General features: G+C 50.2%; 14 protein-coding genes. 10 read left to right on the top strand and 4 right to left on the bottom strand.

Annotated features, from left to right (window positions below; all coding sequences use genetic code 11):
* Positions 1-48: 48 nt before the first annotated feature.
* From SH302x_RS12560 to rbsK, 3 genes are all read right to left on the bottom strand, one after another.
* Positions 49-1,254: a zinc-dependent alcohol dehydrogenase gene (locus tag SH302x_RS12560; RefSeq protein WP_479369028.1), complete on the bottom strand. Its 1,206-nt coding sequence runs from the start codon at positions 1,252-1,254 to the stop codon at positions 49-51.
* Positions 1,255-1,403: 149 nt separating this feature from the next.
* The gene (locus SH302x_RS12555; protein ID WP_479369027.1) at positions 1,404-2,798 is read right to left on the bottom strand and encodes a DUF1593 domain-containing protein; all 1,395 of its coding nucleotides are present in this window, start codon (positions 2,796-2,798) and stop codon (positions 1,404-1,406) included.
* 46 nt (positions 2,799-2,844) lie between these two features.
* Positions 2,845-3,789, bottom strand: coding sequence for a ribokinase (rbsK, locus tag SH302x_RS12550; RefSeq protein WP_479369026.1), 945 nt, complete (start codon positions 3,787-3,789; stop codon positions 2,845-2,847).
* Positions 3,790-4,128: 339 nt separating this feature from the next.
* On the opposite strand from rbsK, the gene SH302x_RS12545 reads away from it, so the two are divergent.
* Positions 4,129-4,959 carry a helix-turn-helix domain-containing protein gene (locus SH302x_RS12545; protein WP_479369025.1) on the top strand — a complete coding sequence of 277 codons (831 nt, stop codon included), beginning with the start codon at positions 4,129-4,131 and terminating at the stop codon, positions 4,957-4,959.
* A 722-nt stretch (positions 4,960-5,681) separates the two neighbouring features.
* Here SH302x_RS12545 and SH302x_RS12540 read toward each other — a convergent pair.
* Positions 5,682-5,909, bottom strand: a complete 228-nt coding sequence (locus SH302x_RS12540; RefSeq protein WP_479369024.1) for a hypothetical protein — start codon at positions 5,907-5,909, stop codon at positions 5,682-5,684.
* Between the two features lie 450 nt (positions 5,910-6,359).
* Here SH302x_RS12540 and SH302x_RS12535 point away from each other — a divergent pair, with 450 nt between their 5' ends.
* From SH302x_RS12535 to SH302x_RS12495, 9 genes are all read left to right on the top strand, one after another.
* Entirely contained in the window at positions 6,360-6,998 is a 639-nt protein-coding gene (locus SH302x_RS12535) for a hypothetical protein (protein ID WP_479369023.1), read from the top strand.
* Positions 6,999-8,269: 1,271 nt separating this feature from the next.
* Positions 8,270-8,689, top strand: a complete 420-nt coding sequence (locus tag SH302x_RS12530) for a hypothetical protein (RefSeq protein WP_479369022.1) — start codon at positions 8,270-8,272, stop codon at positions 8,687-8,689.
* A gap of 174 nt (positions 8,690-8,863) precedes the next feature.
* Positions 8,864-9,226, top strand: a complete 363-nt coding sequence (locus SH302x_RS12525; protein WP_479369021.1) for a hypothetical protein — start codon at positions 8,864-8,866, stop codon at positions 9,224-9,226.
* 441 nt (positions 9,227-9,667) lie between these two features.
* A complete protein-coding gene (locus SH302x_RS12520) occupies positions 9,668-10,060 on the top strand; it encodes a hypothetical protein (RefSeq protein WP_479369020.1) in 393 nt (130 codons plus the stop codon).
* 84 nt (positions 10,061-10,144) lie between these two features.
* Positions 10,145-10,525, top strand: coding sequence for an IS66 family insertion sequence element accessory protein TnpA (gene tnpA / locus SH302x_RS12515; RefSeq protein ID WP_479369019.1), 381 nt, complete (start codon positions 10,145-10,147; stop codon positions 10,523-10,525).
* A gap of 26 nt (positions 10,526-10,551) precedes the next feature.
* Positions 10,552-10,941: an IS66 family insertion sequence element accessory protein TnpB gene (gene tnpB / locus SH302x_RS12510; RefSeq protein WP_479363297.1), complete on the top strand. Its 390-nt coding sequence runs from the start codon at positions 10,552-10,554 to the stop codon at positions 10,939-10,941.
* A 72-nt stretch (positions 10,942-11,013) separates the two neighbouring features.
* Positions 11,014-12,756, top strand: a complete 1,743-nt coding sequence (gene tnpC / locus SH302x_RS12505; protein ID WP_479363298.1) for an IS66 family transposase — start codon at positions 11,014-11,016, stop codon at positions 12,754-12,756.
* 177 nt (positions 12,757-12,933) lie between these two features.
* Positions 12,934-13,575, top strand: coding sequence for an HNH endonuclease (locus SH302x_RS12500; protein WP_479369018.1), 642 nt, complete (start codon positions 12,934-12,936; stop codon positions 13,573-13,575).
* Positions 13,576-13,653: 78 nt separating this feature from the next.
* The gene (locus SH302x_RS12495; RefSeq protein ID WP_479369017.1) at positions 13,654-14,022 is read left to right on the top strand and encodes a four helix bundle protein; all 369 of its coding nucleotides are present in this window, start codon (positions 13,654-13,656) and stop codon (positions 14,020-14,022) included.
* Positions 14,023-14,071: the final 49 nt, after the last annotated feature.

Genomic DNA, 14,071 nt, shown 5'->3' with positions numbered 1-14,071 from the left:
GCACTTTCCCTTGGACCACCCACCCATCGATTAATGTACGGGAAAAACTTACCGTTTGTGCGGAATGACCTCGATCTTGCAACACTTGTTGAAGTCAGTCACAGTACCGAATCCTGTGACTAGCTCGTCCAGGCTGAATCGATGAGTGATGAGGGAGGGAAAATCGTATCGGTCCGCTTGCTGCTGAAGCACCTTTAACACAGGTTTCCAGTTCGTTCCGCAATGGAAGACCGAATGGATGTGTAGGTTCTTGGAATTGATATGACGCATCACGTCTATCGAAACCGTCTTACCCAAGTCGACCCAATTTCCGACTTCGATCACTGTGCCCCCTTTGCGAACCATGCGCAGCGCTTCTACAAACGCCTCTGGCTCGCCAGCAGCCTCGATTACTAGGTCCGGGCCAACTCCCTCTGTCATTTCTTTGACTCGCTCAATGCGCTCTTCGACGTGCACTTTGGACGCATTGATGGTCACATCAGCATACAAGTTCTTCGCAATGCCAAGTCGCAAATCGGACAGGTCTGTGGCGACTGACAAACCAGCGCCTTGAATGCCTGCCATAACGCCATGCAGTATTCCGAGAGGACCATTGCCAAGCACAGCTACCGACATGCCTGGGCCGAAGCCTTCGTTTACTGGCGCGAATGGCACACTTGCGCGAGCTAACGCATGGTAAGCAACAGCCATTTCCTCGACAAAGACCGCTACATCCGTCGGCATCTCCTCGGGGATTTTGAAAAGATGAGTCTTCGGACGCAAGAACATGTACTCCCCAAAGCCTCCTCGCACATGCGGAGCAATGTCGGCGTTTGGATGAAGTCCATATGCTTGCAGTTGATTCTCGCAAGTCTTATTGTTGTATTGATTGCGGCAATACCAACATTCACCACAGTTCACTTCAACCGCTATCGCAACTCGATCGCCCGGCTGCAACAACTGGCCGTCGAAGTCCATCACTCGCGCGGCATTGTCACCGATCTCTTCGATCGTCGCGATGACTTCATGACCACCGATATAGGGATAGATCGACTTGCCTCGCAACTCGGTAGCTTCTCCTAGGAAGATATGCCGATCTGTTCCGCAGATACCCGACATGTCAACCTTCACGATGGCTGAGTCGTGATCCATCTTCGGGTAAGGATAGGTACGCATCTCCGTCTGGCCTGGAGCCGTCATGCAGACCGCTCGAACTTGCGTGGTCTTGCTGGGAGATAATTTGGTTGCCGGTCGGTTTTCAGTTACTTGTACCATCGGTAGGCCTTTTCCTTTGAATTACTCTGTAAAGCACATGCAAGTCTTGAGCGTGCCAGTCTATCGGCAATTATTACAGCCACCAAACAAGAAGTCCTCCGGTTTTGGGGCCCGTACTAACGGAAAACTAAGCTTTTGGGTGAGTGTCATTAGCGTGGTTCGACGATGACTCGGCGATAACTGGTCAAACTAGGAGAGCCGTCGTCAGTGACCTCGCAAATGACATGAATAACTTTGCCTGCCGAATCAAGTGGCAGGTTCAGTGTAGCTTTGGGTTGGTCGTGCCCGTCAATCTCAACTGCATGATCGTAGGTGCCAGCAGCAGATAATACCCACCATTGAAACGACAGATTGTCGTGGTCAGGATCCGTTGAACCGGATGCATCGAGCGTTACTTGTTCACCTGCCTTTGGAGCTTTCGTTAGGATATTCAATGACAGGTCCTCATCAATTTTAACAACTGGGTTGCGATTGCCCGTGCCGTCTTTCGCCCAGTCCATACGAGCTGCGAAGTTGTTGAAAGTAGCTGGGTAAAAATGCTCTTGCAGCTTGCGGCATTGCTCGTACACAGGTGCATCAAAATTCGTATAGCACGACGTTTCTTTATCTTCGCCTATGCCCCAGGCAAAATAGCCGCCCCAGCCTCCGTGTGTTGGAACATTGGGGTCATTCAATCCAGTAGGCAACAGATGCAAGAACGCAGGTGTATCACCTTCCACTCCGTACTTGTATTTCGGGTATTCGTTCCCAAGATGTCCATGCCCTTGAATGTGCTTCTCATATTCAACCCAGTTCTTTCGCCCCGTTCCATTCTGAAACTTCCAGGCGCATTCATCCCAGATGAAGAACAGATCCTTTTCAAAATCGCGTCGCATCCATTGATGAGCACTATCGCTAAACGGGGTCTTCTGATCGCGGTCTTGGTCGGTAATCGTGTATACTCGCAGCTTGCTCAGAAACTTCTTGAGTTCCGCTTCGCTACGATCCTGCTTAACTCGCCAGATCGATTGAGCTAACGTGTTGCCTCCACCCCAGACAGTAATCCAAAGGGGGCGATCGTCATCTTCATCCACAAGATCGATAATGAGTTGACTGCCGGGCGAATCGTTTCCTTCCCCAATATGTTGAGCACCACGTTTCTTGCTCCCAAACATGGTGCGCTCGCGGAGGTACTTCGGACTAGGCCAATAGCCAATGGATTGACGCGACTCAATATTTAGGTGCCCATTTTGTCCAGAGCGTTTGAGCAGGTTTGGAATATCCTTTTCATAAGCGTCCAAGGCTTTATGGATGAGCCCCATGAAGTCATCGCGCGTTTCCGCTAAACTCCAGCCAGTCGTGAACACGAGCCCTTCGATTTCTAATAAGTCTGCGTGGACCATCAAACGCACTAACGATTCACTGTCGTCTGTCTCCCAGGTCGACACGTCCGTCAGAACAACCACGCGTGGCTTTGCGTCATCGGCGGTGCAAACTGCAGAAGATTCGAATGCAAATGCGAGCATAAAAAAGGCAACGATTTGCACGATTTTGGTATTTAACATGTGGCATCTCCGAGGGTAAGTGTGATTGGCTGAGTGATCCGAACGTTTACAATAGTGGCTGCATCGAAGGGGCGGCGATAATTTGTGAGACCTTCTCACGACTAGGGAATGCAGATTGAGTTCCGATACGCGTCACTGTCAACGCGCCAACGATGCTGGCCCGTACAGCCGCCTCGTGCATCGAAAATCCTTCGCAGAGGAAAACCGATAGTGCAGCCGAGAACGCATCGCCAGCTCCCGTTGTATCCACGGCGTCTACTCTCATGGCGGGAATATGCATGGCTTGGGACTCGTTGACGATAAAGGCTCCATGACGTCCCATCGTCACTGCAACGGCCCCCACGCCACGAGCACGAAGCAGGTCGGCCGCTGCTTGAGCATCCTCTTCGTTACGGACAACGCGCTTCACCAGCACTTCAATCTCAGTTCGATTGGGAACACACAAATCGCACAAACGCAGCAACTCGTCTGGCAATTCAGTCACAGGAGCAGGCGTTAAAATGGTGAGTCTGCCTGCCCTTCGCGCTATTCTGAATGCTTCTAAAGTTGCATCGATCGGGGTCTCGAGTTGACACACGACGGCGTCGGCTTGTTCAATAACGCTGGCCGCTCGCTGAATGTCAGATTTAGACAATTGCGCATTCGCACCCGGGATCACAATGATACAGTTCTCTGCATCATCATTCACGACGATCGCAGCGGTTCCCGTGGGTTGCCCAACAACGCGACGTACATGATCAGTGCAGATACCATCTACCTGGTAATGCCGAATCGCTACCGCGCCAAAAGAATCGTCACCGACACAGGCAATAAAAGTGACATCAGCGCCCAGACGCGCCGCTGCAACCGCCTGGTTAGCTCCCTTGCCTCCCATTCCTTGATGCAACGAATCTCCAGTTAACGTCTCACCCGGTCGCGGAAATCTCGGCGTGCGGAAGGTGAGATCCACGTTAGCGGAACCGATAACACAGATGCGGCTACGGTTTGTCATTGAGATCCTTTCGTGCTTTCTCCCTTGTCCTTATTATTGCCAGTTGCGTACTCGAATGTTTTATGTGGTGCAGCGTCAAAGACGATTTGACAACGTCTATTCTTCGACACACATGTCGGCGTGCTCTGCGAATTCTCATTGAAAATCCTTTCGCGGCTTCGACATGCTAGTCGGTTGGGCGGTTGGCGGGACGGTCAAGCTTACGAGGCAATTAGGTGGGTCTTGCAGATGGTTCTTGGAAAGGCAAGTAAAGACCCGCTGCAGGTTTGAGGAGTTTACCTTCCGTTTCACCGTTTATCTCACTGTCATGCGGCAAGAACTCACGGTATTCTAAGCTGTATGAAGAAGTTCGATGACAAACGACCGGAATTTTCACCGTATGGATTCACGTGCGAAGCTTGGACTCCGGCTTTCATGCAGCGTCCGGATCGGCATAACGAGATCGAGCTGAACTGGCTTGCGTCTGGCTCGTTGACATACTTGCTCGGTGGGCGTCGAACAACCATATCCGCAGGGAAACTCGGTCTGTTTTGGGCCGCGATTCCGCATCAGATAGTAGACTTTGGCACGGATTCCCCCTATTTTGTTGTGACGCTCCCGTTGACGGAATTCCTACGCGCTGGAATCAGTCGCGAGTTTGTGAATCGAGCATTGCAGGGTGAGTTGCTGATCGATAGTGTGGTTGATGATGCGGATACTTCACTTTTCGCGAGGTGGGAAGTCGACCTGAAATCACAATCGCCAGTCTATGAGCGAGCTGCACAGTTGGAGGTCAGAGCGAGGCTCTTGCGGATGTCGGGACGGATTGCGTCGGCGGCAACACGCCCTACTCCTCTTGGCTTATCACGTGCTGACCAACTTGCCTGCTATATCGCAAAGAACTACCAGCAACCGCTAACTTCTGAATCCATTGCCGCTGCAAATGAAGTGCATCCCAATTACGCGATGAGTCTTTTTAAGAAGACATTTGGCACAACCATGACCGCCTTCGTTGTCCAGCATCGACTCTCTCATGCACAGCGATTGTTGGTAACGACAGACGACTCGATCCTGAACGTCGCGATGGAAGCAGGCTTTCAGAGTCTGAGTCGATTCAACGAAGCGTTCAAAGGCGAGTGCGGGTGTTCCCCTCGCGACTATCGAAAGTTGCACCGAAACAAATTGGAATAGGGCGCAATGCAATTGCTCGGCGTATCTCGGGTCAACTAGCCGTTTCTGTCCTTGGCTTACACACATGAGCAACCGAATGCCTTTACAAGATGCCGGCAATCGTCGTCTTGTCCATACATCCCGTTGCCGTTGTAAGTACCAATTCGATCAGGGGCTCATCAGTTTTTATGATCAAGTAACCAATCAGCTCCAAGACTAATGAGGCCTTTTTCTAAAACGGTCTGACCCTCTAGCGGCAAGCGAATCTCCATCGGGAAACTGGATTGCCAGGGAGGGGCAGCCCCTTTGGCCCCCCCCTTTGGAAACAAACCCAAAACCGGCCGCTAAGTCTACTCGGTTGTTTCCATCAGTAGTTGACTTTAGCGATTGTGGTCGTCCGCCGACTTTGTCATGGAAAATCCTCAGAAAAAGCCTCTAGCTGACGCGTTAGTGAGCCACACGGGCGCAATCGGCCTGAGTAAAATACGAGTGTAATAGTGTAACTCAGCTCAAGCGAACGAGGGTTTGATCGACGCTTTGTATGCCGAGCCTCATCTCAAGCCCAACACGTTGTGCCAACGCAAACTTGTTCTACATTTCGAACCTAGTGGGCGTGCTGAGTGTCACCCATGGGAACGAAGTCCGCGCCCGTCTGCCGACAGTGCTGTCTTTCGCGTCTCGACCAATGGCATGTACGTTTCCCGCAGTCGTTTGACAGTCGACTGCAGAAGAATGCTTCGTAATCAAGCAGTCGATGGCCGCCTTAATCGAGATTTCACCACGACACAACTATCGAGTAAAACCTGTAAAATGGCTTTGACCAGCAATTCGCTGGGTGAATTCATATAGGCAGTGCATAGGAAAACTTGAATCATAGCGGCTTCGTTTCCGTATGTATTGCAATCGCCATAGGGGCCATCGTCTTCGCGCTGTACGATCCCTTCTTGTTGATTGCCTTTCCGTTCAGTCATGGTCCGCTGGTTTTTAGCATAATCGTTGCACATTTCTACAACTCACGAAAAGCTCAGGCGACAATCGTTGTTTCTTCTGTAATTTACACGTTCTACTTCGTATGGGCGTTTACTGATATTGTCTACCTACACCCGGATCCACAAGCATCGATCGGGCTCTTCTTCATTGGGATATACTCATTGCCTGTGATGTTGATTTTTTGGTTGCTCGCTTTTTGTTTTGGCCGGCAGAAGAAACATTTATCTCCTGGTACTGCACCAGTTGACTGCTAACTCCGGCGTCATTAGAAATTCTGAACGAACAATACGTTTCACCAAAGCAGGGGATCGGTCGATTCCTCATGGTAAATTCACTTGCCTTCGCTCGGCCATTGGGGCATTCAGTCCGGTTGAAAGACGGCGTCAACTATGCAAATACCTAGGGAACCTCTTAAGTTTGATCATACTTCAATGGGGCTGCTTCCGGACACCGCACTGCATTGTCGAGATGGAATCCTTTATCAAGAGGCGTCGTACTCACATTTCGCTTTTGCGTCAGTTATGGCGATTTTCGCGGTGGTTGTTGTGGTGATTCCGATTCAATTTCCTACAACATTCTTCGATATTGATCTCCGCTACATTTTGGCGATGATTCTACTTTGGGGAGGCTTCGGCGGACTGATCCCCTACTTTATCCGAACTCAGTTTGGAGATAATATTTCACTCGATCCCAAATTGGAGATCCTGACTATTGGCAAGGGTAATACGAGCCGTTCAATTCTGCGCCGATTCCTTTCGGGATTTCTTGATCAACTGATACTTCATCCAATTCATGAAACTATATCAATCAGGTTTTGCGATGTCGATGCGATCCAATTGATCGGGAAAGGCCCCTACCAAGCGAACCTTGTTTATGTTGAGGGCGGACAGACGAAACGCTATAATTTGGCTCACCATGTTTCGTACCGTCGGATACTGAATCTCGCAAGGACATATGCCGAATTCGGAAATTTCCGGCTCATTGATTCTGAAAATTCAAGTGTCGAACACGAAGCATCCTGCGATCGAAATAGTTGCCCGGACACCCGGGATCGCTCTCGTGAAACGTAGTCTTTGCGTCCGCAACTGGGACTGTTTCGTCGTTCAAGAGCAAGCTTCGTCCAGTAATCCGGTGATTTTCCAAGCCAGCCTTTTTCAGTTGCGAGTTAGTCATCGTGTATTACAGACCGTGAAGCCCGATACGAAACGCTGGTCTCCAATTTTAATATCACTTGCCAATCGTTTGGTATACTGATACTTGCAATAGAATCGGAGCGGTTGCTTTGGAATCAAACGCAGGGAAGTAAGCACATCCACAAGTTCCCCAAGCCGCAAACTCACGCCAAGGTTGGGTGTACTTTCAGGCACTACCCTCGATCAGCCGTTTTCGATTGCGTCGAGTCAACTGCTCGGACTGGGTGAACCCAGTCGTTCTGTTACGATATCACAACCTTGGCAAGCGACATCATGAGAATGCGATCCAGTAGTATAGTCCCGCTGATGTGCGTGCTAATCACATATTCTGTAGTGCATGCAGTTAGTGTTTCAGCGCAAGAAATTTCCGCACAGAATAGCGGAGAATCTCAACAGGCCACATTGCGAAATATCCACGAACGCGGCCTTCTTGGAAATTTAGGGATTCCAATGGGTACAATGACGAACATAGTCGCGACCGTAGTTGACGGCGACTCGCTAGGTTATAAAGCTGCATCTGGGACCTTCCTGCTAAGAATTCAGATGGTCGGAGATAAGGAATTGCACAATCACCCTGTAGTTGATTTCCAGGTACATGAGAAGGCAATAATAAAGATCGCGACAGATCATTTTAGTTTGTACAAACTGAAGCATGGTACGAACGCTAGCCAACTTAACATCAAGATGATTGACAATCTAAAAGAAGGATACGTGGGAAAGCAGTATAGGTTGCTTGTTTATGAGACAGGTGGGTACGTAGGCGTACCATCAGATCTTCCACGCGAATTCCAACCTGATTATGCAACCAACGGTTACCACTTTCATTCAAACATTGTGCTCCTAAAAGAATTGCCCTAACACACAATTAATGAGTCGCGCCGAAGCTCTACGCGATCGGTATGTCAACTATTGACGCCCAATATGGCGTTAGGTGGATGCCGACGTTCTCCGACGCAAATGACTCGGTCGATTACGATGGCTCCGCACAACTTGTTGTAAAAGCGGCGAATCATCCGAGGAACTGAAATCACGGAGCCGACGATCTTGACAAAAGCAATTGATCGTCGCGTCTCTGCTACCGCTGCTGTGCGGCTATTAAGAGAGGAAGAATGGAAGACACACGCAAAGCGCAATTAGTCTTGTTTGCTATGATTATTATCATCGTGGGGATCGCAGTTTTCCCGTCTCTTAACGCTTACATCCATCTTAACGAAGCTTATGCTGCCTGGGATGCAGGTATACTAGTCGTCTGCTACTTGGAGCGCAATGATAAACAATGGCCTGCCAACTGGGATGAACTAGTAGCTACGGTGAAACCAAACGATCAATGCATTCATTTTCTTGGTGTATCTGATCCCGATGATAGGGCTAACGGATATCCAAAGCGATTGCGTGAGATCCAACGATATGTTGGAATTGACTGGGACTTTAAGTTCACGAATGATATAGATGCAAAACCTTTCACGCGTCCCAATGGCAGAAGGCTATATACGATTTGGGCAGATCCCAATATAGCGGTTTATAGATACTTAAAGGATGGAACTCGCGAGAACTATAGACTTGATTAAAACACGGCAACCAGTCACAACGCTGAAAAGTATCAAATAACCGAACAATTCGATGCACCCAAGTCGTGGAGCAGCCGTTTCCCGATGGTACGTGTCTTGGACGGTATGGGATGATCGCGGAATTTAGGCCGCGAAGAACTGCTTCATAGACACTTCGCCGATTAAGGAACTCCATTGCAAGACTTCACCGCCGTCTTCTCAGAACTGCACAAGGTCATGGCACCCTACGCAGCGAAGCTCGATACGAAGAAAGACAACGCGACAGAGCTTTACGTCGACACTCGGCACATGCAGAAGAACAAGAAACCCTTGTTCTTCGGAGCTGTTCAAGTGAAAAAGTCGTACGTGAGCTTTCACTTCATGCCCGTCTACCTGAAACCTGAGCTTTTGGCATCCGCATCGCCTGAGCTCAAGTCCCGCATGCAGGGCAAGTCCTGCTTCAACTTCACCTCCGTCGAGCCCACGCTTTTTAAGGAGCTTGCTGAACTCACCCAAGCAGGCTTTGCTAGCTTCAAGGAGATGGGGGTTGTTCCGTAGCCTAGTCCCGCAACGGCGAGCACGGCCTAAACCCTCGGTTAATCTGAGCACTAACGGCGGACCACCAAGCAATGAATCAACGCCCCCGATCGCGCGTTACTTGAAATCGACGTTACTTGTGTGAGCACGGTTGCCGTTGTCGTCATCCCGCTGAATTTAATTGCGAATCAGTTCGCTTACGCCCGTTCGTCGAATGGGAAGGAGATCCGCCTAGCGATTCAACAATCATAGAAATGCATCAGGACGCTCACGCAGAATGCTTTATTGCCAATTCGGTCCGAACATTTATACTGATCGAGCCAGTTCTCAAGCTGACGAACGCACACTCGAATCAGTGCCCCCTTTAGTTGACACGACAGTTTCCGCTTCTCGGGTTCTGGACATTGATCCAAAGACGATCGAGATATTGGTCACGTTCAGCAAGTTTATGAAGGATGGAGCATGAATCGCGTTACTATTTTTTCGCTAATTCTCGCAGCACTTGTATTCCTGGAGCTGCAAGCATACTCACAAACCATGGGTCCAGATCCCTCACTTGATTTCTCTCCAGATACCATGGGAAAGACACCGCCTCGATTGCAACGTATTGGGGAAGAACCTGCGATTCGCGACCCTGAGCCACTTTCGTTCGATCTTGCACGCCCCGAGTTATCCAAAAAAGTAGTCCTTATTGGTGAAAAATGGTACCTTCTTAGTGAGGAATGGCAGCTTCCGCCAATGTTTACCTCAACTGAACTTCCATTGGAGCAAATCCAGCGTACAAGGATCGATTTAAGAGTTGACGCTGGCATGTTGCTGGACGGTAAGCGTACATCAGAACCAGTGGGTTTTTAGTCGGCGGGGGCTTGATTTGGAGGGTAGGGTTTGATAGCGGCGACCGATGGGGTTGCCGAAATCTCTATGCCAGGAACCTACAGCATGACTCGTGATCTTTCCAAGTCCCAACTTTGGGCTCAACGACTCCTACGTTTTCAGTCCTCGCGGCTTAGCATCGCTCAGTTCTGTCGAAATGAAAACCTTTCGTTCCATGTCTTCAACTATTGGAGAAAGAAGCTTCACTCGAATCCAACAGCCCTTAATCCTAATCCAACAACTCTTAGCGCAACGTCACCAAGCCAAACGCAATCCGATTCAAGCAACAATACGCTTCACTTCACCATCGAAACACGTGGCATCAAGATCCTTTGCCGCTCTGATTCCTCCAGCGCTGTCGAGACTTTGTTGACATGGGCCGCTCGACAGCATGACTCCGGCGATCATCTAGACGCCGGTTTCCAGCAACTCATTGTTCGCAATTAGCCATCCGCAACTTATTGAGTCCGTCTATGCTCGCTGTCGCCTCAACCACTCGGGTCTACCTCTACATGCAAGCGGTCGACATGAGACGTTCCTACGATGGCCTGCACGCCATCGTCCAAGCCAACTTTCAACGCGATATTCGACTTGGTGATTATTTCATGTTCATCAATCGTCGTCGTGATCGCGTCAAGATACTCTGGTGGGATCGAGATGGGCTCGCCATCTTCATGAAAAGATTAGAAGCTGGTACCATCCAGGTGCCACTTACTTCAAGCCAGTCCAAGAGCCTAGTCATTGATCACGCTCAGCTTTCCATGTTGCTCAGTGGCATCGATGTCTCCAACATCAAGCGTCGAAAACGATTCTCGGTGCAGGCTCATGTTAGCAACAATACTACCTCGTCATCAGGCTTGTAAAATCTCTTTATCAAGTTACTCTTTTTTGAAGATATTGCGGAACCACTTTAGGGCTTCATGCGTTCAATAAGTATGCAAGACGCGACCTCGAATAATCATCCATCTGACAAGCCTCTCTCGGCAATCGAATTGCTGCAGAAAGAGAACGAGCAACTCAAGGCCAAGCTCCAATGGTTCGAGACAGAGTACCGCAAGTTGGCAGCGATGCTTGCCAACATGCACAAGAAAAAAGAGAAGCATATTTCGCCCGGTGCGACTCCTTGGCTCCCCTTCGATTCGCAAGAAGAACTTGAGCAAGCTCGGCAAGAAGCGGAGGCCGAAGCACAAAAGGTTCTGGATGACGCTCAATCCAAAAGCACGCCCAAAGCCAAGAAGAAACGCAATGAATCGCTCCCGTCGCACCTTCCTGAAGTGAAGGAACTTCGCGATGTTCCAGAGCAAGATCGCATCTGTCCAGAGCATGGTCCCATGGCGATGATCGGTGTCGATAGGACCGAAACCTTGGTTTATGAACCAGCCAAGCTTTATAAGCGAGTGATCGAGAACCCCAAGTATGGCTGCCCATGTTGCAAAGAGCATGGAATCGTTTCTGCCGAGCGACCAACCGGATTGGTTGAGGGTAACAAATACGATTCGAGTATCGGTGCGGTGGTGGTCGCTCAGAAGCTTGACTTGCATCTTCCGCTGTATCGTCAGACGGATGTCTTTGCCAGCAGTGGTTGGACGCCCAGTCGTTCGACATTGCAGAATCTGATGGTGCAAGTGGACTTTGCGTTGCTTGGGTTCTTCATGTTCATGGCCAGGCGTGTGCAGAAGGACTCCGCAGTCGGACTGGATGAAAGCAGTTGTCGAATGCTGATGCCAGAGGAGGAGCCGAAGGTTAAACCCGGTGACCTGAAGACGCAGCGGTTGATCGAGAAGATGCGTGAAGCGAAAGGCAAGGGTGAAGATAGCTTGATAGGGAAGATGTGGGCTTATCGGGGTCTAGATCAAGCGCCCTATAACATCTTTGACTTTCGGATATCGCGTCACCGGGATGGCCCGGATGAATTCTTTCGAGAGAGTCGCTGTATTATTCAAGGTGATTGTTTCTCAGGAAATGAAGCCGTGGTGCTTGATAACCGCGATCGCTTGCAGTTCGCGGCTTGTTGGGCGCATGCGCGTCGTAAGGTTTACGAGGTGTCCAAGGAGAATCCGTATCGGCAAAAGCTGTTGGATATGCTGCAGGGGCTTTACGATGTGAACGCGCGCGAGCAGGGGATGAATGCGGAATCACGAGTGGAGCATCGTCAGCGTTATGCGGTACCGTTGTTGGAGGCGATGAAGAAGTACATTGATAGTTTGGATGAAGGGCAATTGTTTCCCAAGTCGGACATGGCAGGAGCGTTGGGATATATCCGTAACCACTGGGATGCTCTGACGATCTACACGGCGCATGGCCAGATTCCGATCGACAACAATCGCGTAGAGCAGTTGATGCGTCAGGTGGCATTGGGACGGAAGAACTGGTTGTTTGTTGGCAACGTGGAATCTGGCGAGCGGGTGGCTAGGTTGATGAGCATTGTGAGCAGTGCCAAACGTCACCACTTGGATGTCTGGCAGTACTTGAAGGACATTTTGGATCGCGTACTAGCAGGCGAGACTCAATACGAGAAACTTTTGCCGGACGTATGGAAGCAGGAGCATCCCGAAGCGATTCGCGAGTACCGGGCAGAGGAAAGCCGCTATAAATCAGACCGCAAGCAGATAACACGAGCCCGCAGAATCATCTCCGCCAAGCTCAAGCGACAGCAAACCCAGGGCCAATCCAACTAACCCCAACAACTGGTTGTGGTGGACGCTTACAGAGTCGTTGACACTCGACCATTCTTCTCAAGAAAAACACAAAGCCGAACAATCCGTTCAGCAAAAGCGAACGTCCGCTGGGGCAAATCACTCTTCATCTGCACATACTCATTTCAAACTTCGAACTTCAAACTTCACAATTCTATCATGAGCACCATCGCAGCAACCCTCGACAACTACGAAACGTCTATCGGCCTGAGCCCATCGCTTCAGCGTCCCGCGTTGGTGCTGAACCGTAGCTGGCAGCCGATCAACGTGGCGACGGTTGCGCGTGCTCTGATCATGCTGTGGAACGACTCTGCCAAGATCGTCGATCCAGTCGATTACCAGTTGTACGACTGGAGCGATTGGAGCCGACTAGTTCCTGATCGCGACGAGCCGTTCATCCAGTCGGTACGCCAGCGCATCCGCATCCCGGAAGTCATCACGTTGACGAAGTTCGATGCGATGCCGACGCAGACGGTTACCTTCAGCCGACGCAACGTCTTCAAGCGTGACAAGATGACCTGCCAATACTGCGGAAAGCAGCCTGGCAGCGAAGAGCTCACGATTGACCACATTGTTCCGCGAGCTAAGGGTGGAACGTCAACCTGGACCAACTGCGTACTGGCTTGCATCGACTGCAATTCGAAGAAGGCTGACCGGACTCCGGCGCAGGCGCACATGAAGCTTCGCAAGGAGCCAGAGCGTCCAGCGTGGAAGCCGATCTACGCCGATCGAATGAATCGCGTGAAGAGCTGGTCCAAGTTCATTAGCGAAGCCTACTGGGTGGTAAGCATTGAGGATTGAGAGTTGAGTTGTGAGGTAAAATCGAAAGATCAGTGCAAGAACCTCACTTCTCAATACTCACCCCGCAGGACTCAGGAAATGCGTGACCATAGAAAACTCCGAGCTTTCGAACTCGCCGACCAGCTGGCATTGGAGGTTTACAAAATCACTAGGAACTTTCCGAAAGAAGAAATGTTTGGAATGACGTCCCAGATTCGGCGAGCGGCTGTTTCGGTTCCCTCCAACATAGTGGAAGGCTGTGCACGAAATTCAAATGCTGACTTCTTGAGATTTCTGGATATCGCATTTGGATCGGGACGCGAACTCGAGTATCAACTGTCGCTCGCGACTCGCCTGGACTACATAAACGAAAGTAATAGTCAGAAACTGGATGCAATCGTCAATGAACTGATGAAGGTCCTCAGTGGGCTTATCAAGTCGCAACGCCGCGATGAATCCGGTTCTTAACCTCACTACTCGCACCTCACCCCTTACAACTTACTCAGGAATGTTCGCC

The organism is Njordella calcicola (assembly GCF_056494125.1).
The sequence above is the reverse complement of the archived record's forward strand: the minus strand, read 5'-3'. Positions and strand labels throughout refer to the sequence as shown.

What these genes read in the sequence shown, in the direction of transcription:
- SH302x_RS12560 (WP_479369028.1), bottom strand. Translation starts at nt 1,254, where the DNA reads ATGGTACAAGTAACTGAAAACCGACCGGCAACCAAATTATCTCCCAGC.
- SH302x_RS12555 (WP_479369027.1), bottom strand. Translation starts at nt 2,798, where the DNA reads ATGTTAAATACCAAAATCGTGCAAATCGTTGCCTTTTTTATGCTCGCA.
- rbsK (WP_479369026.1), bottom strand. Translation starts at nt 3,789, where the DNA reads ATGACAAACCGTAGCCGCATCTGTGTTATCGGTTCCGCTAACGTGGAT.
- SH302x_RS12545 (WP_479369025.1), top strand. Translation starts at nt 4,129, where the DNA reads ATGAAGAAGTTCGATGACAAACGACCGGAATTTTCACCGTATGGATTC.
- SH302x_RS12540 (WP_479369024.1), bottom strand. Translation starts at nt 5,909, where the DNA reads ATGACTGAACGGAAAGGCAATCAACAAGAAGGGATCGTACAGCGCGAA.
- SH302x_RS12535 (WP_479369023.1), top strand. Translation starts at nt 6,360, where the DNA reads ATGGGGCTGCTTCCGGACACCGCACTGCATTGTCGAGATGGAATCCTT.
- SH302x_RS12530 (WP_479369022.1), top strand. Translation starts at nt 8,270, where the DNA reads ATGATTATTATCATCGTGGGGATCGCAGTTTTCCCGTCTCTTAACGCT.
- SH302x_RS12520 (WP_479369020.1), top strand. Translation starts at nt 9,668, where the DNA reads ATGAATCGCGTTACTATTTTTTCGCTAATTCTCGCAGCACTTGTATTC.
- tnpA (WP_479369019.1), top strand. Translation starts at nt 10,145, where the DNA reads ATGACTCGTGATCTTTCCAAGTCCCAACTTTGGGCTCAACGACTCCTA.
- tnpB (WP_479363297.1), top strand. Translation starts at nt 10,552, where the DNA reads ATGCTCGCTGTCGCCTCAACCACTCGGGTCTACCTCTACATGCAAGCG.
- tnpC (WP_479363298.1), top strand. Translation starts at nt 11,014, where the DNA reads ATGCAAGACGCGACCTCGAATAATCATCCATCTGACAAGCCTCTCTCG.
- SH302x_RS12500 (WP_479369018.1), top strand. Translation starts at nt 12,934, where the DNA reads ATGAGCACCATCGCAGCAACCCTCGACAACTACGAAACGTCTATCGGC.
- SH302x_RS12495 (WP_479369017.1), top strand. Translation starts at nt 13,654, where the DNA reads ATGCGTGACCATAGAAAACTCCGAGCTTTCGAACTCGCCGACCAGCTG.